The sequence below is a fragment of the Flavitalea flava genome, assembly GCF_054461575.1.
Window position 1 is genome coordinate 1 of sequence record NZ_JBTLQH010000040.1, and the last position, 21,703, is coordinate 21,703.

Sequence of the window (21,703 nt, forward strand, 5' to 3'; positions counted from 1 at the left end):
CAATATTTACGAAACCAGATCACCGAATTGCTAACCAACTATGGAAAAATTGATATTCTCTGGCTTGATTGGTCCTGGGATAAAAAGGATATTGGCTTGCATGGAAAAGGTGCGGACGATTGGGGGGCTGTAGAATTATTGAAGCTGGTTAGAAAATTGCAGCCTGGCATTATTGTCAATAACAGGTTAGGGCTTAGCGATTATTCTGATGGCGGTGATTTTGAAACCCCAGAACAGGTCAGCACAAAAGAATTGGAAAAATACAAAAGCAAGACCTGGGAGACCTGCCAGACTTTCTCCGGCTCATGGGGCTACTACAGGGATGAACATAGCTGGAAAACACACCGGCAATTACTGGATCTGTTGATCACTTCCACCAGCAATGGCGGGAACCTCATTTTAAATGTGGGGCCCACCGCCCGCGGTGAATTCGATTACCGGGCAAATAATGCCCTGGACAGTCTTTCGCAATGGATGTACGCCAACAGTCAATCCATTTACAATTGCAGTTATGCGCCTGACTTCTTCCAGTGCCCACAAGAGGGGAAACTCACTTATAATGCAGCCGCAAAAAAATTGTATTTTCACTTGTACGATTATCCTGCTACCGGTGTCCTTACCTTGCACGGATACAAAGGGCTGATAAAATATGCGCAGTTCCTGCACGATCATTCCGAATTACTGTTTACGGAAGACAATAACGATATTGTGTTGAAGCTCCCTGTGAAGAAGCCCGGGTATGAGATACCAGTTTTGGAACTGATATTGAATTAGTCTATGAAAGAGGCCTTACGTCATTTTTATCTGTCCCTGCTGGTATTGCTTCCGGCCGCTTGTAAACAGGGCAATCATCTCCTGTTTACAAGATTGTCTGCCGGAAACACTGGTGTGAGCTTTTCCAATACTATTACGGAGAACGATTCGGTGAATATACTTAGCTACTACTATTGTTACAATGGGGGAGGCGTGGGTATCGCCGACTTTAACAATGACGGGCTGCAGGATATTTTTTTTACGGGCAATATGGTTTCTTCGAAGCTATATCTCAACAAGGGTAAGATGCAGTTCGGGGATATTACGGCAGCTGCGGGCTTAACGACACATGATTGGATAATGGGCGTGTCCGTAGTTGATATAAATAATGACGGGTGGATGGACATATATCTGAGTGTTGCGGGACCCGGCCGGATGGGAAGACATCATAACTTATTATTTATTAACCAGGGGGGCGTCAATGGCAATATAACCTTTAAGGAGGATGCAGCCGGCTATGGGCTTGCGGACACCTCTTTCTGTGTTCAGTCCGCTTTTTTTGATTATGACCGGGATGGCGATCTGGATATGTATCTAATGACCAATGACGTGGACGGGGTAGAAAAGAGTTTTGTCAATCCTGCCGCTTATCCTGTTACCAGGGGGAAAACCGTAGATCGTCTCTACGAGAATATAGGGGATTCGGCAGGGCATCCTTTTTATAAAGAGGTTTCGGCAAAGGCAGGGATCACCGAAGAAGGTTATGGGCTCGGACTGGCTATCGATGATTTCAACGGGGATGGATGGCCTGATGTGTATGTAGCCAACGATTTTATGCCGAATGACCAGCTGCTCATCAATCAAAGGAATAAAACTTTCAGGGAATGCGCTGCGCAAAGCATGCGCCATCAGACCTATAATGGAATGGGGGTGGATATTGCCGATATCAATAACGACGGGAAGCCGGACATTATGGTATTGGACATGTTACCAGCGAATAATGAACGAAGAAAGACCATGATCGCAAGATCGGATTATGAGAATTTTTCCATGCGGAAAAAGGCCGGTTATGTGGATGAATATATGCGCAATACCCTGCAGTTAAACCAGGGGGTGAATGCCAAGGGCATCGTTTATTTTTCCGATATTGCCCAAATGGCCGGTGTGAATGCCACAGACTGGAGCTGGAGCGTTCTATTATGTGATTTTGATAATGACGGCATGCGTGACTGCTATGTTACGAATGGGTTTGCAAAAAATATCACGGACCTTGATTTTCTCAGCTACAACGCTGATAACAATACATTCGGGACTGCAGAAGATAAGATCAAAAGAACAAGAGACCTGCTGGGTAAATTAAAGGGCATTCATGTATCCAATTATATCTTCAGGAATAACGGGAACCTCGCCTTCGATGACATGACGGATGCCTGGGGAATAAGAAATGCTTCCTATTCCAATGGTGCGGCTTATGCTGACCTTGACAACGACGGAGACCTGGATTTAATTACCAGCAATATTAATGAAGAGGCATATATATATGAAAATAAGGAGAATAAGGAAAAGAATAAGAACAATTACCTGGGGATTACACTTAAAGGCAGCGAGAGCAATATCAACGCTTTTGGGACGAGTGTCGTTCTATATTGCGGTAAGGACAACTTCTATACCTACTATATGCCTGTCAGAGGTTATTTATCCAGTATGGCCGGACCACTGTGTATTGGCATCGGCCGCCATTCCATTGTAGATTCGGTCAAAATAATATGGCCGGATGGCAGAGGGCAAACTATAAAGAATGTGAAGGCCAATCAGCGGCTGGAGATCAGCTATAAGACGTCCCTGTCGCCGCAGCCGGGAAATGTTGCAGCGCAGCCCCTCTTTTTTAATGCCGGCGACCGGTATACTATTCATTACCGGCAGATAGAAAATGAGTATAATGATTTCAATGATGAATTATTGCTGCCCAGGTCGTATTCGAGGAAAGGCCCGGGCATAGCCGTTGGGGATGTAGATAATAAAGATGGTCTTGATTTTTTCATAGGGGGTTCTTCAGGAAATGCAGGCTCATTATTTACGCAAAATGCTAATGGAACCTTTGTGGAAAAGAAGATCAATCTGCAGGATGCGAATTGTGAAGATATGGGCGTCCTGCTTTTTGATGCGGATAATGACGGAGATGCCGATCTCTATGTAGTGAGCGGGGGCAACGAGTTTAAAAAAATTCCCGGGGCTTACCAGGACAGGCTATATCTCAACGATGGCAAGGGCAATTTTACTAAAAGCCAACCAGCACTTCCGGGCATGGTGTCAAGCGGCAGCTGCGTAATAGGAGCTGATTTCGATAAAAACGGCGACATCGATCTGTTCCGGGGCGGAGGGAACTCTCCCGGGTCATACCCGGAGTCGCCGCGTAGTTATTTGCTGAAAAATGAAAAAGGCCGTTTTGTCGATGTAACCGCTGAAGTTGCGCCGGCATTAATGAATATAGGCATGGTCACATCGGCGGTATGGAGCGATTTTGACAACGACGGTTGGGTCGACCTGATTGTAGTCGGTGAATGGATGTCGCCGGTGTTTTTAAAGAACAACAAAGGCAAATTCGTCGATGTTACCGGTCAGACCGGGCTGCATGCAGTCAATGGCTGGTGGAACAGCATCTACCCGGTCGACATTAATAATGACGGGAAAATGGATTACATAGTGGGTAACATGGGTACCAATGTTGATTACAGGCCGGCTAAAAACGAGCCCGTAGAATTATTTTATAATAAGTTCAACGGCAGCACCAAGGCGCAGCCCGTTTTATCCTGTTATATGGCCAACGAAACGGGCAGGAAAGAACGTTATCCGTTTGCTTACCGGGATGACCTGTTCCGCGTTATTCCATCCCTGAAGAAAAAATACTGGAACTACGATTCATATAGCAAGTCCGGTCTGGAGGAAGTCTTCAAGGCGGATGAATTATCCGGTGCAGCACACTATCGGGCCGATATTTTTGAAAGCTGTATCCTGATCAATAGGGGAAATGGAAAGTTCAGCATTTCTCCTTTACCTGCTGCCGCGCAAATATCCTGTATCAATGGGATCCTGGCGATCGATGCCGATAAGGATGGAAATATGGATCTGATCTTGTCCGGCAATTCACATTCCAATGAAGTGGTATACGGATGGATGGACGCTTCCCTGGGACTGGTGCTAAAGGGAGACGGAAAGGGAAATTTTAAACCCTTACCGGCAACAGTCAGTGGCCTGTTCCTGCAGGGAGATATGAAAAGCCTGGCTTGTTTATATGACAAGGGAGGCCATGAAGTCATCCTTGCGGCGGCGAATGCCGATAGCTTACGGGTTCTATGTCCTGCTCAAAAGAGCGGGAGGATTGTTTACGCCAGGCCCCTCGACGTCTACGCAGAAATAACCTACAGGAATGGTAAAATGTCCAGACAGGAGTTTTATTACGGTGCCGGATATTTATCCCAGTCAGCAAGGGCTGTTGAGATAAACGAACAGGTAAAAAGCCTGGATATTATCGATTCGAAAGGGAAGAGGCGTAAAGTGGAGCTGCTGCGCAGGTAGGCTATGAGGCTGGTTGTTGAACCAGCGCTCTATGCAAAGAATTCATAGTGGAGACATGGTAAGAAGCCAATGAAGCCGCATAGCAAGGTACGGCCTTTGGTGTCGCGTTTGACCCAACTTGTATTCAGCCTCGGCGCCGACTGAGCCGGAAAATGGGGTCCAGACTGCTGGGCCTGCAAATTCTTAGGTTACCCGTGTGTAAAACATTAGCTTTATAGACTAAATTGTATATATGCCTCGCCATCTTTTCTTCTTATTATGTGCTTTATTTTCCCAAAATGCGTTCTCTCAATCCGCAGACAAATTGTTCATGGACGCGGCCATTAGCAAATTGCAACATGCAAAGGCCTATACTCTAAAAGTAGCTGAAGCGATGCCAAAAAGCAAATACGATTTCAAGCCTACCGTAGAAGAAATGAATTTTGCCGAACAACTCCTCCATCTTGCAGAGAATCTGGACTGGTTAACATCCGGATATCTCCTTAAAGGAGCCGATACCCTAAAGGAATCCGATAAAAAGAAACAGAAAAAAGAAGAGATTATTGCTGTAGTAACCAGGGCTTACGACAATGCACTATACGCCCTGGCGCATTTCAATCCGGAGCATCTGGCCGATACGGTTAGTTTTTTTGCAGGACCTATGAACAAGCTCCAGATCATCAACCTGATCAATGATCATCAAACTCATCACCGCGCGCAGATGATCGTATACCTGCGCCTAAACGGCCTAAAACCGCCTGACTATGTTGGATGGTGATCAATCCTTTGCTCGAATTGATTTGAGGGGCACTTTGATCACCGTAACTGCAAAACACGAAGCAATCACCTTCTTTGGGCTTCAACCTTGCCTTACAGTTTTTATATACGTAAAAGAACTGATTTATATGCTATTATACTACCCGGTAGAACCTATACTACGAAATTGTATGGGCGATAATCCAGTTTTTGCTTTGAAGGCGTGACTAAAGTGTTGCGGACTTTTGAATCCGCATAAATATGCGATGGATGCAATGTTTTCTTTAGTTTCTTTTAGTAATTGCTGTGCGTGTTGCACCCGTAGTTCCAATAGGTACTGATGAGGGCTCAATTGAACGATGCGCCTGAATACACGATTGAAATGGTACATGCTCATACGGGCTTGGATGGCTGCATGTTCTAATGAGATGTCTTCGTCCAGGTGCTGCTGGAGATATATTTTCGCTTCTTCGATCCCTGGCAGATATAATGATTTCTGCCGATCAGAAATAGGTGATGAGGTACCCGTCGCATTTTCTTCCAGCAGACAGGTGAGCAGGTCCATCACGAGGCTCTCAATCAACAGGGTTGCTGTGTTTCCAAAAGTCAGGCAACCGAAGAGTCGTTGGTGTAGATATTCGGTTTTAGGCGTGGCGTCAACAAGCACGGAGTGGGTATCAGGGTCGGAAAAAAAATTGTTTAACCATTTTTTGTGCTGGGATTGAAGTTGGAGAAATAAATCGGATCCAAAGTATATGATGGTACATTCATCCGGCTGTTGGTGGTAATGTTTGACGCGATGGGTGAAGCGGGGCTTGTTTAGTAGAAATTTGCCTGTATAACAGTGGAGGTCATCGTTGAATACGTTGAATAGGAAGCTACCTTTCCGGGTGTAACAGATGGAGAATTTTTCCCTGTATTCTTCGCGTGAAAAGCCGCATTCCCGGCACTGGCATACGAAATCCCTGATCTGCATTTGGGATGAGGTATACAATTCCTGAATGACGGCTTCCATGTAATAAAGATAAGGAGAATTGCTACTTCCGGGTAGCGAAAAATTCTGACTGTTTGATCCATGACCGGCCGTTGTCTGCTGAATATTCACCTGACCAATAAAAGGACTTAGGCTGGACGTCGGAGAAGGACCAGCGTATGAGGCGCCCCAGTTCGTCCTGGCCTGTTTGCTCGATACGATCGGGATATCCCCGGACGATCAACTCGTTCCGGGCTCCGGTGACAGGGTTAAACCAGTCTATTTTCCATTGCCGGGTGGCATGATCAAAGGTACGGATGGTGGTGCCATAGCGGTTGTTGATTTTGCTGATGGCTGGACTACGGTGGTCAGGGCAAGGGCAGATAAAGATGTCCTGGATGGCGCGTCCTTCGAGGACCCAGGCTATGTGCCATTCTCCTTGTGATTTTTGCTGGGTTCCATCGGTATTTTGGTCGAGGGCGACTACGTTCCAACTGCCGATGATAGGGACATAGATCTGTGCAAAATTACCTAGTTCCAGGGATGGGCCTGGACTAACAAGCGCATCTATAAAGGGGTGGGTGGTATTGGAGGCCGTGTAGTGATTAGTAAGTTCCATATTTATTTTTAAGCAAGATTAGGCCGGGATTGAATGTTGTAGTTGCGAAATCTTGCTTTTTTTGACGGATCGACCTTTAATTTAAATAAATTCGTAAAAATGTTGGCAATAACTTTTTCAAAATTACGCGGAGGCGGAAGCGGGGGATAAATCCTTAAGGTATCATCTTCAGACAAGAAGGCGCCGGCACTTTTAGCATTTCCCCCGTAGGACGCAGCAAACCCGTATTTCGGTCAATCCCGAAGATGACGATGGTATTGCTTTCCTGTTACTGTTTAATATTACTGGCATTTGGAATGCCTATTAGAAAGGAGGAACCTTGTCCAACAATTGAATGAAGCGTAATTCTTCCTTTATGTAATTTTATAATCCGGTTTGCCAGGGAAAGGCCGAGACCAAAGCCTGGAATGGAATGTTCTTCATCAGTACGGTAAAAGGGCTGGAAAATATTTTCCCAATTTGTTTCCTCGATGCCCTCGCCTTTATCTTCTATTGTTATTATTATTTCCTGGCCATGAACAGCAAGTTTTATAGTCGCATGATGGTCGTCAGCGTATTTGCAGCCATTGGATACGATATTCTTAATCGCAGTAAAAAGGAGATCTTCATTACCAAAGACAAGCAGTGCTTCTTCTTCCTCGGGTAAATGGTCAAAATCAAGCGTAACGGACCATAGGTTATTCATTTTGGTCATTTCACCCGGCAATCTTAACAGGATTTCATCGATACGGATCAGATCAATTTCCAATCCGCTGGCAGTGCCTGAAGCCCTGGCGAATTCCAGCAGCGTCTGCGTCAACTTATTCAATTGTTGCACATCCTGATAAACGGAATGTATTACTTTACGGTAATCTTCCACATTTCTCATCCTGAGCAGGGAAACTTCCAACTGGCTGGAGATAGATGTAAGAGGGGTGGAAAGTTCATGAGAAGCGTTGGAAATGAACCGGCCCTGTATTTCAAAGCTCTCCTGCAATCGATTAAGTAATTGATTGAGGGTATCAGACAAATAATACCATTCATCTTTCTGATTTTTATTTACCGATTGTATTCTCCTCGTAAGGTTTCGGGCCGAAATTTCGTTCACCTCATCCGCAATTTTTCGCAAAGGACGGAGCAGGCTAATCGAGAACAAATATCCACCAATGACAGAGATTAGTATTCCACCCATAAAACTAAAGGACAAGACCGTTCTTAAGTGTCTTAATTTATCGTTCCCGGCCTCGTCATAAGCACCGGCAATTATAATCAGCTTGTTGTTCTCGTCTTCATAATAATAGGCAATTGCATCCTTTCGTTCTGCCTTGAAATATATTTTTCCATTTTTCCGTGCCTGGTCAACGAGGGATTTACTGACGGTAATTGTATCAGCAGGGCGGTCGCAATAGGAATAGATCATTTTATCCAATGAGTCATAGGCTTGCACCACTTTATCCCTCATAGCCACGGATGTAGAAGCATCTATTTTACGGATGATCTTCTGATCAAACATGCCACTTTGACTAAGTAACCGTCCGGTGGTGATTGCCCGGTTAATCAACCTCGTCTGAATATCCTTGATCCTGTTGGTAAAGGAGAAATAATAGACTGAACTACATACTAATGTCAGGATGGCCAACACCAATAAGGTGAATAGCAGTGTTATCCGGATTTTTACAGGCATTATACCCCGTTTTCTTTTAAGATATAGCCCATTCCCACGTGCGTCTGAATAAGCTTGTGATCGAAGAGCTTATCAACTTTGTTCCGTACGTAGCTGATGTATACATCAATCACGTTGGTATTGGTATTAAAATCGACATCCCATACATTGATAGCAAGATCAGCTCTTGAAATGACCCTGTTCTTATTTCTTAGGAGATATTCCAGTAATTGAAATTCTTTCGCAGTCAGCTTAATTTTCCTGCCGTCCCTGCGGACTTCTTTTTTGTCCAGGTCCATTTCCAAATCAGCCGCTTTTAATATGTTTCCGACTGGAATGTATTGTCCCAAAGTACGTTTGAGAAGAGCTCTTATTTTAAGGAGCAGTTCCCGGAACTCGAATGGTTTGATAAGATAATCGTCTGCACCGGCGTCATATCCTTCTATCTTATTCTCCAAGGCGCTCATGGATGTAAGCATGATGACGGGTATAAGCTGATTTTGATAGCGGATAGCCTTGCAGAGGTCATATCCGTTCATGCCAGGCAAATTTATGTCCAGAATGACGAGATCATATTTGTGAGAACTGAATAACATGTGGCCGATCTTTCCATCATATGCGACCTCGACATAAAAGCCATTTTCCGTGAGGCCCATATGTAGTGTGTCGGCGATTTTTTTCTCGTCCTCCACCACCAATATCCTTCTTTCATCTGTCATGTGCGAATGGGAACAATTTAGGTATGTCTGATCAAATATACAACTAATTGATTTGCCGGGAGATAGTCTCTAATCTAATTCTAATCTCCCTTTAATTGGATATTAATGTTGCGATGATAATTTGTCACATAGAAGAACCCAAAAGTTATTTTCACAAAAAGAGTTAGCATGCCAGTTGCATTTAATAAGGTACTGATTCCCGTTGATTTTTCGCTCAACACCAAGATGGCAGTAAAAAAGGCTGTCGGGCTTATCGAGCCTCAAAACTCCTTTTTACATTTGTTGCACGTCCTGAATCCAATGACGCCCTGGAAATTATTATCATCTATATCAATGGGAGGTTTTGAAAAAGTAAAAGTTTCCCGGAAATATCTAATCTGGGAAGCGGAGAAGAAATTGGCTGAATGGAGATTGGAGATCGAAGAGATTTTGCCAGGTGTCAAAGTGGTGACAAATATACGGAAGGGGGCATCTATTCAGAATATGATTGTCCAGACGGCTAAGTTGCTTGGTCCCGACTTGATAATCATCGGAAAACAGGATACACGCCGGCGATGGCCTTTTTCATCGGCTGCTTTGCCGGATTACATTGCCAAATTGAGTAATTGCCCGGTGCTAACTCTTAAACCCGGATCTATCCATCACAAAACAAAAATTATAGTTGTTCCTGTCAGGGATTTTGTCCCGGAGCGAAAACTGGAGCTGGCTATTATGATAGCTGGCAAATACCGGGCTCAGGTTCATCTGGTCACATTCCCTGAAATCAACAAATTAAATCAGGGGAAAACGTCTAAAGCATTCTTACAAACGTATCATCAGTTAAGAGAGAGGTTGCACCATCCCATTGAGCATATATCCATACCTAATCAAAATCCTGCGAAAGCCACATTGGATTATGCCAAATCTATTATGGCCGATATGATCCTGGTTAATCCGGAGACAGAAAGCGGTATCTCATCTTTTATCGGATCGAGGCATATCAGCGATCTGCTTCCCGGAAATTCGAAAATCCAGATCCTGGATGTTCAGCCTTATGTGAATTGAACAGGGAAAATCGAATAACACCATAAAAATCTCATATAACCAAACTAAAGGAAGAAAGTTTATGAAAAAAGTATTGTTTTTAGCACTTTTTGTGCCAGTAATGGGAAGGCTTGCAGCACAGCCCCTTCAGGATGCACAAAAAATATTAAACTACGAACGGTATGATAGTGCCATACATTTAATGCAAAAAGCTATTCAGGCTAACCCTAATAATACGGAGGCCTGGTGGTTGTTGACCCAAGCCTATTTAGGCAAAGATAAGATCAAACCAATAAAGGACAGCTTGCTTCAGCTGCCTGCAGGAAACAGGAATGCGCCATTTGTCCTCTGCGCTTATGGGTATGTCTTGCTGCAGGAACACAAAAAAGACAGTGCCGCGATTTATTTTAACAAAGCCCTGGAGGAAACCAGGGAAAAAGACCCGGCTATTTTATTAGCGATTGGAAAGGCTCAGGTAGATGCTCCAGCAGGGGATGCCAATTATGCAATTGACCTATTGAATAAGGCGTTAAAAAAGGATAAGCATAACGCGGAGTTATATGTTACACTTGGGAATGCTTACCGTAAGTTACAGAACGGAAGTGATTCCTATAAAGCTTACCAGAACGCACTCCAACAAGATAACAATTGTGCAGGAGCTTCTTTTCGATTGGGGAAGATCTTTATATCACAAGGGAATCCGGAAATGTACCTGAAGTATTTCAATGATGCAATCAGATCGGACCCAAACTATGCTCCTGCCTGGTACGAGTTGTACTTTTATTATTATTTCAGGGATGTCCATAAGGCTGCCGATTACCTTAATCATTATATCGAATCTTCGGATAAGAATATAAAAAACGATTACCTGCTAACTGACCTGATGTTCGTTTCAAAAAAATATGAGGATGCTATTAGAAATGCCCGCCGGTTAATTGACCGGCAAGGACAAAAAGCGGATCCGAAGATGTACAAACTGATAGCCTATTCTTATAAGGAGCTCAGCGATTCTTCGAACGCACGGGATTATATGCAGCAATTTTTCAAGTTGCAGAATGATACTGCTTTTGTCATTAAGGATTATGAAACGATGGGTGATATTTATTTCGGCCTGGCGCATATTTATGATTCTGCTGCCCGTTATTATATTAAAGCGGAGGAAATGGAGAAGGATAGTGCCAAAAAGATTGAATACTATAAAAAACTGTCTGAAATTTATAAGAAATTAAAAGACTATCCAAGCCAGGCTTTCTGGTTAGGAATATTTTATCATGCCAGTCCTAAAGCCACCAACCTCGACCTGTTCAATTGGGGATTGGCTAATTATCTGGCTAAGAACTATGAAATGGCAGACAGCGCTTTCGGTATCTATGAGTTAAAATATCCGGAGCAGGAATTCGGCTATTACTGGAGGGCCCGAAATGATGCGGCGATGGACACATCTATGAGTAGCGGGTTGGCCATCCCTCATTATCTCAAACTGATCGAAATTGCCGGTAAGGATACCGCCAATAGTACAAATCGAAGGCACCTCATTGAATCTTATGGTTACATAGCCGCCTATAATGCCAATTCCAAAAAGGATTATTCCACAGCCATCGAATACTTTGAGAAATTGCTTTCACTCGATCCGCAAAATAAAGAGGCAATGAAGTATATCGAAATTCTTAAAAAGAACCTTAACAAGAGTGAGAAGAATGAAACATCAAAAGCCGGGAAATGAGTTCCCGGCTAATTTTTGAATAGTTTTGGCATTCGGTAATGGCACAGACCTAAAATACACTTTCTTTGAACGACAAAGGTTTATTCTCATGCGTTAATTCACGGATATATTGAGTTTTCAAATGATCATAAAATGAATGTTTGTCAATAATCAACGCAGCCAGGCTGGATACCATGCCTGCCAGCATGAGATGGAAAATTACGTTATGCCGGTCTGTCATTTCCAAAACCAGGATAGCGGACGTAAAAGGAGTTCGTGTTACCCCGGTTAGAAATGCGACCATGCCGGAAAGAATCAATAAATTGGCATTGGTAGCGGAGAGCTGCAGCCAGCCGGAAAAAGTTGCTCCGATGCTGGCTCCGGCACTCAGTGCAGGAGCAAAAACGCCGCCGGATGCGCCTGTAGTAAATGAAAATACAGGCCCGGCAATGCGCAACAAGGGGATATACCAACTAGTATATTTATGCTGGGTAAACAAGGAGCTAGTCATCAATTCCTTTCCAGACCCCAATACCTTATCATCGACGAAAAAGGCCATGGCCGCTATCAGCAGTCCACAGACCGCTACATACAGCACATGATGACTGGTCATACGGAATTTGGCTTTCCAATGAAAAATTAAAAGCATCCATTTTGCCATAAGACTACCGGCCAGGCCGGCACATATGGCGACGATCAGCACATCCAGAAAAATGGAAGATGAAAGGTTGCTCACATCCGGGTAACCGAGGTATAAATAAGGACCTAATAAGACCTGAGCGGTCAGCCCGGCTATAATTACGGCCGTAAATAGAGCCGTCTTAAAATAACTGATATGTGTGCGTGTCAGTTCCTCCACAGCAAACACAATACCTCCGAGGGGAGTATTGAAGGCGGCGGCCAGTCCGGCGGCAGCCCCGGTCATGATCATATTGCGTTTGGATATTTTAGGCCACCAGGAAGGTAGCCACTGGTTGACTTTTCGAAAGATGGATCCGGCGACCTGAATAGTGGGCCCTTCCCTTCCAATTACACCCCCTCCCAGCGCCATGACAAGACTTGATAAGATTTTAATGAAAAGCACCCGCAAACTAAGGAGCTTATTCACTTTCTCATTGTTTTTAGGAGTAGCCAATTCAATCGACGCCATTACCTGGGGTATGCCACTTCCTCTGGAATAGGGGGAAAATCGGTTTACCAACCACCAGGCTGTGAGAAAACATAGCGGAGTTATTATAAAAAGAAGGCTTATGTTATTGTGAACTATATAAGCTGTACCTCTTTCAGCCATTGAAAATAGTTTGGTATATAATACTGCCACTAATCCCGTCAGGAGGGATGCTACCCAGAAAGGAAGCGCCTGTAATATTCCATTCTTTATTTTTTCATTTCTCAACCTTTCGAGTGAACGTTTTATCCGTTCCCTTATCCCTGCAATAATTCGCATTTTCATAAGATGTTCTTAAATCATTTTATCAACTCATTCTTAAAATACCGAAAATTACAATTTGCATGAACAAAATTAGCCATATAGTTGGACTTAAATCGTTTCTAATCAGATTCTAACCTTATTCTAATGGATGTTTATATCGCTGTCAATACATTTGATCTGGAAGGGTACGGTGATTTATCCGGGCTTCCATTCACCTTAAATCTAGACAAATGATGGGGAAATTTGATGGTTTCATGGGTATACCCGATAGGTTACCTTATATGCGCAAAGTATGCAATGCGAACTATTTATTAAAAAACAAAAACCTAATGGTATGTTACAGAATTACGACACCCTATTTTCGCGGGCAATGATGACAGGGCTTTTTATCGGTATTGTCGATACGATTATCTGCCTTTCTTATAATATTGGGTTTAGGGGAATGATCAAGGGGTATCTGCCTTCGACGCTGATCAACGTTTCGTCGCTTATTTTTGGGGTGAACCTTTTGCTACTGGTGACAGGGATGGTGTATGTGCTTTTTGTAAAGGCGTTTGGGCGAAAGGATTTTATTTTCTCCGGATTCTTTTTGGTCCTGACGATGTTTTGCGTTTGGCAGACACTGACAGTGCTCCGATATACCGATTTGACGGAGAACAGGGAGTTTAAGGAGTTGCTGATCGGGATCGTGCTGATCCTGGGGATCAGTGCATCGGCGCTACCCTATTTTTTGCGCAGTCGTTTTTTTGATAAATATATACTATAGGATCGGGGGATGATTTTTCTTATCTTGATCCGCCGTTAACACCTCGTTATTTGTGCCTGGTCATCTCTGCGATGTTCTTTTATATTTGTATATTCATGATATTGGGGGACGTTGAATTAACATGGTCCGGTAAGTTCATTTAATAAATAGAGAAGATCAAATTGAAAGTATATATCAAATACATGATCAGCCTGCGTTGTACGTTGATGGTAAAAAGTGAGCTGGAAAAGTTAGGTTTACAGTATGGGGCGATCGACCTGGGGATCGTGGAGTTGTTGAAAGAGCCGACCGTTGCACAACGGAATCAGCTTGCGCGCAATTTGGCAAGGTCGGGGCTGGAGGTGCTGGACGACAAAAAGAGTATTCTGATCGAGAAGATAAAAAATGTGGTTGTAGTGATGGTCCATTATGCAGATGAGTTGCCCATAGTTAATTTTTCCGAGTACCTCAGTAAGAAATTGAATTACGACTACAACTATCTTTCCAATATATTTTCAGAAGTGAAGGGGATGACCATTCAGCATTTTATGATCTTACACAAGATCGAAAAGGTAAAAGAGTTGCTATTGTATGACGAGCTGAATCTCACCGAAATATCCTATAAATTGCACTACAGCAGCGTGTCTCATTTGTCCAACCAATTCAAGAGGGTGACAGGCCTTTCCCCGTCTTTTTTCAAAAAAACGCGGGAAAAACGGAATGTCAACTTGGAAAACCTTTAGAGAATGGTAAAGGTAGATTTTTCCTGAAGTTACTTGCCTTTAATGGGATGATCCATGGGGGCGTTTGTCGGGATTTTCCCAATTGCCGATGCTTCTTAACCGGGCGTTGAAATGGCAATCGTCGTTTGCAATGAGGGTGGTTTAAACGTTGTTAAATGTGTGAAAGATGTAAACTATACTTTTTTTTGTGTAACAAATCATGCGTACAACTGTGTTATCTTATTATGAATTTCAAGCACCGCCCATCTGACGACAGGGCAGATTTGAAGCAATTCGGAAATAATACTACTCGCTGGGCTTAATTTTTGCATAAGTGATATTATCTTAATAAAGATTGTTTTCCGGGTAAACATTGAGCAATCAACATGTAAATGGATTTAAACACAAAAAGTATCAATACGGCAATTCAATACGGCAAAATAATATCTGTGAGAGGCAGTGTTATAGACGTAGCTTTTGAAAATGCTCTGCCACCTATTTATGCATTACTTCGTTCAGGTAAAGACAAGCAAATATTTATTGAAGTTCTGTCCCAATTGGATGATCAAAGGGTACGCGGAATCGCCTTGCATCCAACCCAGGGATTGTCAAGAGGCATGGTTGTAGAGACAGATGGGAAAGAATTAACTGTGCCAGTTGGGAAGAATATTTTGGGAAGGATGTTTGATGTTTTTGGAAATACAATTGACCAGCTTGAACCATTGCCAAAGGGCGAGCGACGAAATATTCATCAATCACCTCCGCCATTGTCAGAAAGAGCTGTTAAGTCGGAAATTTTTGAGACTGGCATTAAGGCAATCGATGTGCTGTTGCCGTTGGAGCGCGGTGGTAAAGCGGGATTGTTTGGCGGTGCAGGTGTAGGGAAAACGATTTTGCTTACAGAGATGATCCATAATATGGTTGGTCATAACCAGGGTGTAAGTATGTTCTGCGGTATCGGGGAGCGTTGCCGGGAAGGAAATGAACTGTATAACGCCATGAAAGATGCGGGTCTGCTGAAAGATATGGTGATGCTGTTCGGACAAATGAATGAACCACCGGGCGCACGTTTTCGTGTTGGTCATGCAGCATTAACCATGGCTGAATATTTTAGAGACGATGAACATCGCGATGTGTTATTATTGATCGATAATATTTTTCGTTTTATACAAGCCGGAATGGAAGTGTCCGGATTAATGGGGCAAATGCCTTCACGCCTCGGGTACCAGCCAACCATGGGAACGGAATTGTCGGAATTGGAAGAAAGGATTGCATACACAAATGCTGGCGCGATTACTTCCATACAGGCAGTATATGTCCCTGCCGATGACCTCACCGATCCTGCAGCCGTTCATACTTTCTCCCACCTTTCGGCATCGATTGCGCTGTCAAGAAAAAAAGCTAGTGAAGGTCTATATCCCTCCATCGATTTGTTGCAATCCAATTCAAAAATGGCTACGCCCGGTATTATTGGACAAAACCATTATAATCTTGCGCAGAAAATAAGGGAAACCCTCGCACAGTATGAAGAATTAAAAGATATTATTTCCATGCTTGGCATGGAACAATTATCTGTTGAGGACCGAAAAGTGGTAAACCGTGCAAGAAAACTGGAACGCTTCCTTACACAACCGTTTTTTTCAACGGAACAATTCAGCGGTATCAAAGGGAAACAAGTTAGCTTGAAAGATGCGCTGGATGGATGTAAACGTATACTGGCAGATGAATTCAAAGACTATCCCGAAAGCGCTTTTTATATGATCGGCTCAATAGACGAGGTGAAGAAAAAAGCTGCGGCCGAATAAAATAAAATAAAATGGATAAAATTAGTATGAGCCTTAAAATTCTTCTTCCGTTCAAAGTATTTGCCGACATTAAAAATGTGAGCCGGGTGGTAATGGAAACAGCTGAAGGGTCGTATGGTTTGCTGCCTCAAAGGCTCGATTGCGTTGCGGCATTAGTACCGGGTATTTTTACCTATGAAATGGAGACAGGTGGCCCCCATTATATAGCAGTGGACGAAGGTGTGATGGTCAAAGCTGGCAGCCAGGTGTTGGTTTCCGTCCGTAATGCGTTTGGTGGCGCAGATCTTGGCAGACTTGGTGACCTGGTAAAGAAAGACTTTAAAGTAAAGGTTGAAGACCAAAAGCAGGCAATTACTGTTATCGCAAAACTGGAAAGAGGATTTATTTACGGTTTCGACAAACTTCGTAACAGTTAAAAATGGAATCCGCTGGAAATGATAACAAAGACCATGCCTTTAGCGACGAGGTTGCCAAAAAAGAAAACCGAAAGCTAAAAGCCCTTCGTGAGAACAACGGAGTTTGGTTTGGTTTAGGTATGATGGGAATGGTGGGTTGGTCTGTGGCAGTTCCGTCCTTGTTGGGAGCTGCTTTAGGGCTTTGGCTGGATAAAAGGCACCCGCAATCATTTTCCTGGACTCTGAGCCTGTTGATCGTCGGTGTTATTTCAGGATGCATCATGGCCTGGTATTGGGTAATAAAGGAAGATAAAGGAATTCATAATAATAATAAAGACGATAATGATGGATGAAACTTATTATATGATATTGTCTTTTGCAGGTGGAATCTTGCTGGGGATAATATTTTTTGGCGGGCTTTGGTTCACAGTTAAAAAAGTAGTGGCCTCAAAAATGCCGGCATTGTGGATTTTAACAAGTTTCATTTTACGTATCAGTAGCACGTTGTTCGGGTTTTATTTTATTGGTTCTTCCAATTGGCAAAGATTGCTATTGTGTACGATTGGGTTTATTATAGCACGCTCTATTGTGCTTCGTTATACCAAATCCAACGATGAACAAATAGCTATCAAAATGGAGGCGAATCATGAAACTTAGCCCGGACCAAACCATTTTCTGGCATCATGGATTCATTACTATTAATCTTACCATTGTTACTACATGGGCTTTAATGCTGGTATTAATAATAATAGCACGGCTGGCCACGCGAAAGCTGAAAACAGATGTTACCATTTCGCGTTGGCAATGCGTGCTTGAAATGATCGTAACGGGAATCAACAACCAAATTAAAGATGTAGGTTTAAATAATCCCGAACAATATATCGGTTTTATCGGCACCTTGTTTTTATTTATATGTACAGCCAACCTCTGTATTGTTTTTCCCTGGTACACCCCGCCAACGGCTTCTCTTTCTACTACTACAGCAATGGCGCTTTGCGTATTCATCGCCGTGCCCTATTTTGGTATTGAAAAGAGCGGACTAAGCGGTTACCTGAAATCATATTTGAAACCGACGTTTATCATGTTGCCTTTTAACATAATCAGCGAGCTTTCGCGCACGCTTGCCTTAGCTGTAAGATTGTTCGGTAATATCATGAGTGGCGGAATGATCGTCGCTATTTTATTAAGCATTTCGCCATTTATCTTTCCAGTCATTATGAATGCACTTGGCTTGCTTACAGGCATGGTACAAGCTTATATTTTCAGCATCCTCGCAACGGTTTATATAACTGCGGCTGTTCATGATTCAAAAAAACAAATAAGGCAAATTCCGAAAAATAGTAAATAAAATTAAAATGGATAGTACAACTATTATCGCAGTAGCATCAATTGTAACAGCAGGTCTTACAACCGGCATTGGTTGCATGATACCTGCATTGGGGGAAGGCAAAGCGGTATCTTCAGCTTTGAGCTCCATAGCACAACAGCCCGATGCTGCGCCCACCATTACAAGAACATTATTTGTCGGGCTGGCAATGATCGAATCGATAGCAATATACTGCTTCGTGGTTTCGATGATACTCATATTTGCCAATCCTTTCTGGAACCATATCATCGCAAAATAATCATGCTATGAAAATCGATTGGTTTACCGTAATAGCCCAGATCATCAATTTCCTCGTACTGGTGTGGCTGCTCAAGAAGTTTTTGTATAAGCCGATACTCAATGCCATTAATGAACGTGAAAAAAAAATAACGGATCAGATAAAGGAGGCGGATAATAAAAAAGCGGAAGCCACCAGGGAACAGGATGATTTTAAAAAGAAGAATGAAGAATTTGATCGGCAAAAAAAAGAATTGATGGATAAAGCAGTGGCCGGTGCAAATGCAGAAAAACAGAAATTATTGGATGTAGCAAAAACTGAGGCCGGTACATTACGTGCCAATATTGATAAGGCAGCAAAGGAAAAACAGGAAAGTGACCATATTGAATTTGTTCAAGGAATAAAAAAGCAGGTTTTTTCAATTACCCGAAAAGCGCTTACGGATATTGCTTCCATAAGTTTGGAAGAGCAATCGACAAACACATTCATTAAACATTTAAAAGATTTAAAGGATGAGGAGAAGCGACAGGTCATAAATGCTTTCAATTTAAACTCAAATACTATTATCGTGAGGAGCGCATTTGAGCTTCCTTCAAAACAACAAGGTGAAATTAGTACTGCTGTGGATGCAATTCTCCATACAAAAACACAATTACAGTTTAAGATTTCTCCGGAAATAATTAGTGGTATCGAGCTTTCAACCAATGGGTATAAAATGGCGTGGAGTTTTTCGGAATACCTTAATTCATTGGAAAACAATATTTCTGATACAATGAAACAAAAATAAAACCCACAAACAGAAATCAAAGAACATGCCGCCACCTGATTTAAATAGTGTCCCGGACAACACATTCATCCAATTAGAAAAGGGAATAGAAGAGTATAGTTTTCTGCTGAAACCCCGTGAAGTTGGTTTAATAACCAGTGTGTCAACGGGTATTGTTAAAGTATCGGGCCTGCCCGGCACCGGCTTTGAGGAATTGCTGAAGTTTTCCGGCAATCTTTTTGGTATCGCGTATAATATCGATGAAGATGAAATAGGCGTAATTCTTTTGGGAAAAGAATTTTTGCTGAAGGCCGGAGACGAAGTAGAGCGGACTGGCAGGGTAATGGATATTCCGGTTGGTTATTCATTAATTGGAAGAGTTATTGATCCGTTAGGACAGCCAGTAGATGACAAAGGCCCGATCATTTGCAAAGAACGATTTCCTATTGAACGCCCTGCCCATGCAATTATGGAGCGAAGCCCGGTAACTGTTCCATTGCAGACTGGTATTAAAGTGATTGACGCTTTGATTCCTATTGGTCGTGGTCAACGTGAATTAATTGTTGGCGACCGGCAGACAGGGAAAACTGCTGTCGCTATTGACACTATCCTCAATCAGTTCGATAAGAATGTATTGTGCGTTTATTGCGCTATCGGACAACGTGCTTCTGCAGTGGCAAAAGTCATTGCCAACCTGAGAGAAAAAGGCGCCATGGCATATACAGTGGTGGTTGTCGCGGAAGGTAATAATTCTCCGGGATTGGAATATATCGCGCCTTATGCTGCTACCAGCATTGCAGAATATTTTATGGAACAAGGACGCGATGTACTGATTGTGTACGATGATCTTACCCATCATGCGCGTTCCTATCGTGAACTTTCTTTATTGTTAAGAAGGCCGCCGGGACGTGAAGCATTTCCAGGGGATATTTTTTACATACATTCCCGACTATTGGAAAGAGCTACGCATTTAAGTGACAACCTGAAAGGTGGATCGCTTACGGCTTTGCCTATCATTGAAACAGAAGCGCAAAATATTTCCGCCTACATTCCTACCAATCTTATTTCTATTACCGATGGGCAAATATATTTATCGCCTAAACTTTTTGAGTTGGGCATTTTACCTGCAGTTGATGTCGGTAAATCTGTTTCACGAGTTGGTGATAAAGCGCAATTACCGGCTTATCGTTCCGTCGCCAATCTGAAATTGGAATATGCCCAGTTTGAAGAGCTGGAAACCTTTGCTCGTTTCGGAACGAGACTGGATGAAAACACCCGAAAGACAATTGAGCATGGAAAGCGGATACGCGAATGCCTTAAACAACCAGAACTTCAACAGATGCCGGTTTCAGAACAGATTGTGATTTTGCTTTCGCTAAAGAACGGGCTCATGGATAATATAGCGATTGACAAAATTCTGGATGCAGAAGATGCTTTGCTCAAAAACTTTAACGACTTTCCTCAGGAAATCATCAAACAACTATTTTCAAATGCCAAGCTAAGTGATGATGATACCAAGGCCCTATTGAAAATTTCTGGAACGATACTTGGCCCCTTTCAAAATAAGCCAAAGCCGGATCAAAATAAAAAGTAATGGATACGTTGGAGGATTTACGAAGCAAAACAGAGGGTGCAAAAGACCTTAAATCCGTTGTCGGCGCAATGAAAGCGATGGCGGCATCCAACATTGTTCAATATGAAACCGCTGTTGGTTCACTTGCTGACTATTATCACACTATTGCTTTAGGCATCATCGCTTATTTCAAGGCGGAGAAAATTAAGGCTATAAATGAAAAAGAGGTGACAAAAAAGGAGCCGGAAACGGTGACTTGCGCCATTGTGTTCGGATCAGACCAGGGGCTTGTCGGGCAGTTTAATGACACGATGGCCAATTTTGTGTCCGCTTCACTTAAAGCATTGCCGGGTAAAAAAGAGCTCTGGGTTATTGGTGAACGTGTTCAATTGCTATTATTGGATGAAGGTTTTACTGCTTCAAAATCATATCCTGTGCCAAGTGATATTAACGCCGTTACTCCGTTGATAACAGAAATTTTAAACAAGAGTCAGGAAAGCCAGGGAAAAGAATGCATAAAAGAATTTTATATTTTCAATAATCAGCCAAAGCCCGGTTCAGGGTATATTCCTGTGATGCAACGATTTTTGCCATTGGATGAGAAATGGAAAAATACATTGCAAAAAATTCAATGGCCGACAAAATTACTTCCGCAGGTTGCAGGAGGTGCAAAGCAAACATTGGCTGCGCTTATTCGCGGATATCTTTTTGCTTCACTATTTAAAGCTTGTGTAGAATCATTAGCCGGGGAAAATGCAAGCCGGTTGGATGCCATGCAACGTGCTGAAAAAAATATAAGTGATTTGTTGGATGACCTTGGAAAAAAATACCATCGCCTGCGCCAGAGTTCAATTGATGAAGAGTTGTTTGATGTGGTAGCAGGGTTTGAGGCTTTGAACAGCCGGAAATAAAATATAAC

At 42.8% G+C, this 21,703-nt stretch carries 22 protein-coding genes and 1 pseudogene; 16 read left to right on the top strand and 7 right to left on the bottom strand.

Annotated elements, in window-relative coordinates:
* The 3 genes from ACX0G9_RS25020 to ACX0G9_RS25030 form a co-directional block, all read left to right on the top strand.
* A partial coding sequence (locus ACX0G9_RS25020; RefSeq protein WP_459067706.1) for an alpha-L-fucosidase occupies positions 1 to 774 on the top strand: 774 nt, incomplete at its 5' end.
* A 3-nt stretch (positions 775 to 777) separates the two neighbouring features.
* Positions 778 to 4,329, top strand: coding sequence for a VCBS repeat-containing protein (locus ACX0G9_RS25025; RefSeq protein ID WP_459067707.1), 3,552 nt, complete (start codon positions 778 to 780; stop codon positions 4,327 to 4,329).
* Between the two features lie 232 nt (positions 4,330 to 4,561).
* Positions 4,562 to 5,086 carry a DinB family protein gene (locus ACX0G9_RS25030; RefSeq protein WP_459067708.1) on the top strand — a complete coding sequence of 175 codons (525 nt, stop codon included), beginning with the start codon at positions 4,562 to 4,564 and terminating at the stop codon, positions 5,084 to 5,086.
* Here ACX0G9_RS25030 and ACX0G9_RS25035 read toward each other — a convergent pair.
* From ACX0G9_RS25035 to ACX0G9_RS25060, 6 genes and pseudogenes are all read right to left on the bottom strand, one after another.
* Positions 4,998 to 5,213 carry a GDCCVxC domain-containing (seleno)protein gene (locus tag ACX0G9_RS25035; protein WP_459067751.1) on the bottom strand — a complete coding sequence of 72 codons (216 nt, stop codon included), beginning with the start codon at positions 5,211 to 5,213 and terminating at the stop codon, positions 4,998 to 5,000. The two genes, ACX0G9_RS25030 and ACX0G9_RS25035, sit on opposite strands and share 89 nt — an antisense overlap.
* Before the next feature lie 11 nt (positions 5,214 to 5,224).
* On the bottom strand, positions 5,225 to 6,079 hold the full coding sequence (locus ACX0G9_RS25040; RefSeq protein ID WP_459067709.1) for a helix-turn-helix domain-containing protein: 855 nt from the start codon (positions 6,077 to 6,079) through the stop codon (positions 5,225 to 5,227).
* Between the two features lie 22 nt (positions 6,080 to 6,101).
* Positions 6,102 to 6,656, bottom strand: coding sequence for a hypothetical protein (locus tag ACX0G9_RS25045; protein WP_459067710.1), 555 nt, complete (start codon positions 6,654 to 6,656; stop codon positions 6,102 to 6,104).
* Positions 6,657 to 6,810: 154 nt separating this feature from the next.
* Positions 6,811 to 6,912 (bottom strand): annotated as a pseudogene (locus tag ACX0G9_RS25050) (hypothetical protein); the annotation flags it as partial.
* A 12-nt stretch (positions 6,913 to 6,924) separates the two neighbouring features.
* Positions 6,925 to 8,319, bottom strand: a complete 1,395-nt coding sequence (locus ACX0G9_RS25055; RefSeq protein WP_459067711.1) for a HAMP domain-containing sensor histidine kinase — start codon at positions 8,317 to 8,319, stop codon at positions 6,925 to 6,927.
* A complete protein-coding gene (locus ACX0G9_RS25060) occupies positions 8,319 to 9,017 on the bottom strand; it encodes a response regulator transcription factor (RefSeq protein ID WP_459067712.1) in 699 nt (232 codons plus the stop codon). Before ACX0G9_RS25060 ends, ACX0G9_RS25055 begins: the two co-directional genes overlap by 1 nt.
* A 168-nt stretch (positions 9,018 to 9,185) precedes the next feature.
* Here ACX0G9_RS25060 and ACX0G9_RS25065 point away from each other — a divergent pair, with 168 nt between their 5' ends.
* Both ACX0G9_RS25065 and ACX0G9_RS25070 read left to right on the top strand, forming a co-directional pair.
* Entirely contained in the window at positions 9,186 to 10,061 is an 876-nt protein-coding gene (locus tag ACX0G9_RS25065; protein ID WP_459067713.1) for a universal stress protein, read from the top strand.
* Between the two features lie 61 nt (positions 10,062 to 10,122).
* Positions 10,123 to 11,763 carry a tetratricopeptide repeat protein gene (locus tag ACX0G9_RS25070; protein ID WP_459067714.1) on the top strand — a complete coding sequence of 547 codons (1,641 nt, stop codon included), beginning with the start codon at positions 10,123 to 10,125 and terminating at the stop codon, positions 11,761 to 11,763.
* A 49-nt stretch (positions 11,764 to 11,812) separates the two neighbouring features.
* Here ACX0G9_RS25070 and ACX0G9_RS25075 read toward each other — a convergent pair whose 3' ends face one another.
* Positions 11,813 to 13,195: a chloride channel protein gene (locus ACX0G9_RS25075; protein ID WP_459067715.1), complete on the bottom strand. Its 1,383-nt coding sequence runs from the start codon at positions 13,193 to 13,195 to the stop codon at positions 11,813 to 11,815.
* Between the two features lie 313 nt (positions 13,196 to 13,508).
* Between ACX0G9_RS25075 and ACX0G9_RS25080 the strand changes: the two genes are divergently transcribed.
* From ACX0G9_RS25080 to ACX0G9_RS25130, 11 genes are all read left to right on the top strand, one after another.
* Entirely contained in the window at positions 13,509 to 13,940 is a 432-nt protein-coding gene (locus ACX0G9_RS25080) for a hypothetical protein (protein WP_459067716.1), read from the top strand.
* Positions 13,941 to 14,101: 161 nt separating this feature from the next.
* Positions 14,102 to 14,662: a helix-turn-helix domain-containing protein gene (locus tag ACX0G9_RS25085; protein ID WP_459067717.1), complete on the top strand. Its 561-nt coding sequence runs from the start codon at positions 14,102 to 14,104 to the stop codon at positions 14,660 to 14,662.
* Between the two features lie 371 nt (positions 14,663 to 15,033).
* On the top strand, positions 15,034 to 16,446 hold the full coding sequence (gene atpD / locus ACX0G9_RS25090) for a F0F1 ATP synthase subunit beta (protein ID WP_459067718.1): 1,413 nt from the start codon (positions 15,034 to 15,036) through the stop codon (positions 16,444 to 16,446).
* An 11-nt stretch (positions 16,447 to 16,457) separates the two neighbouring features.
* A complete protein-coding gene (locus ACX0G9_RS25095) occupies positions 16,458 to 16,862 on the top strand; it encodes a F0F1 ATP synthase subunit epsilon (protein WP_459067719.1) in 405 nt (134 codons plus the stop codon).
* 2 nt (positions 16,863 to 16,864) lie between these two features.
* Positions 16,865 to 17,194, top strand: a complete 330-nt coding sequence (locus tag ACX0G9_RS25100; RefSeq protein WP_459067720.1) for an AtpZ/AtpI family protein — start codon at positions 16,865 to 16,867, stop codon at positions 17,192 to 17,194.
* Positions 17,184 to 17,498: an N-ATPase subunit AtpR gene (locus ACX0G9_RS25105; protein ID WP_459067721.1), complete on the top strand. Its 315-nt coding sequence runs from the start codon at positions 17,184 to 17,186 to the stop codon at positions 17,496 to 17,498. The genes ACX0G9_RS25100 and ACX0G9_RS25105 overlap by 11 nt, the downstream gene beginning before the upstream one ends.
* Positions 17,488 to 18,189 (top strand): F0F1 ATP synthase subunit A, encoded by a 702-nt coding sequence (locus tag ACX0G9_RS25110; protein WP_459067722.1) that lies wholly within the window; start codon positions 17,488 to 17,490, stop codon positions 18,187 to 18,189. Before ACX0G9_RS25105 ends, ACX0G9_RS25110 begins: the two co-directional genes overlap by 11 nt.
* 7 nt (positions 18,190 to 18,196) lie before the next feature.
* Positions 18,197 to 18,466: a F0F1 ATP synthase subunit C gene (locus ACX0G9_RS25115; protein WP_459067723.1), complete on the top strand. Its 270-nt coding sequence runs from the start codon at positions 18,197 to 18,199 to the stop codon at positions 18,464 to 18,466.
* A gap of 7 nt (positions 18,467 to 18,473) precedes the next feature.
* Positions 18,474 to 19,232, top strand: coding sequence for a F0F1 ATP synthase subunit B family protein (locus ACX0G9_RS25120; protein WP_459067724.1), 759 nt, complete (start codon positions 18,474 to 18,476; stop codon positions 19,230 to 19,232).
* Between the two features lie 25 nt (positions 19,233 to 19,257).
* Positions 19,258 to 20,805, top strand: coding sequence for an alternate F1F0 ATPase, F1 subunit alpha (locus ACX0G9_RS25125; protein WP_459067725.1), 1,548 nt, complete (start codon positions 19,258 to 19,260; stop codon positions 20,803 to 20,805).
* On the top strand, positions 20,805 to 21,695 hold the full coding sequence (locus ACX0G9_RS25130) for a F0F1 ATP synthase subunit gamma (protein ID WP_459067726.1): 891 nt from the start codon (positions 20,805 to 20,807) through the stop codon (positions 21,693 to 21,695). Before ACX0G9_RS25125 ends, ACX0G9_RS25130 begins: the two co-directional genes overlap by 1 nt.
* Positions 21,696 to 21,703: the final 8 nt, after the last annotated feature.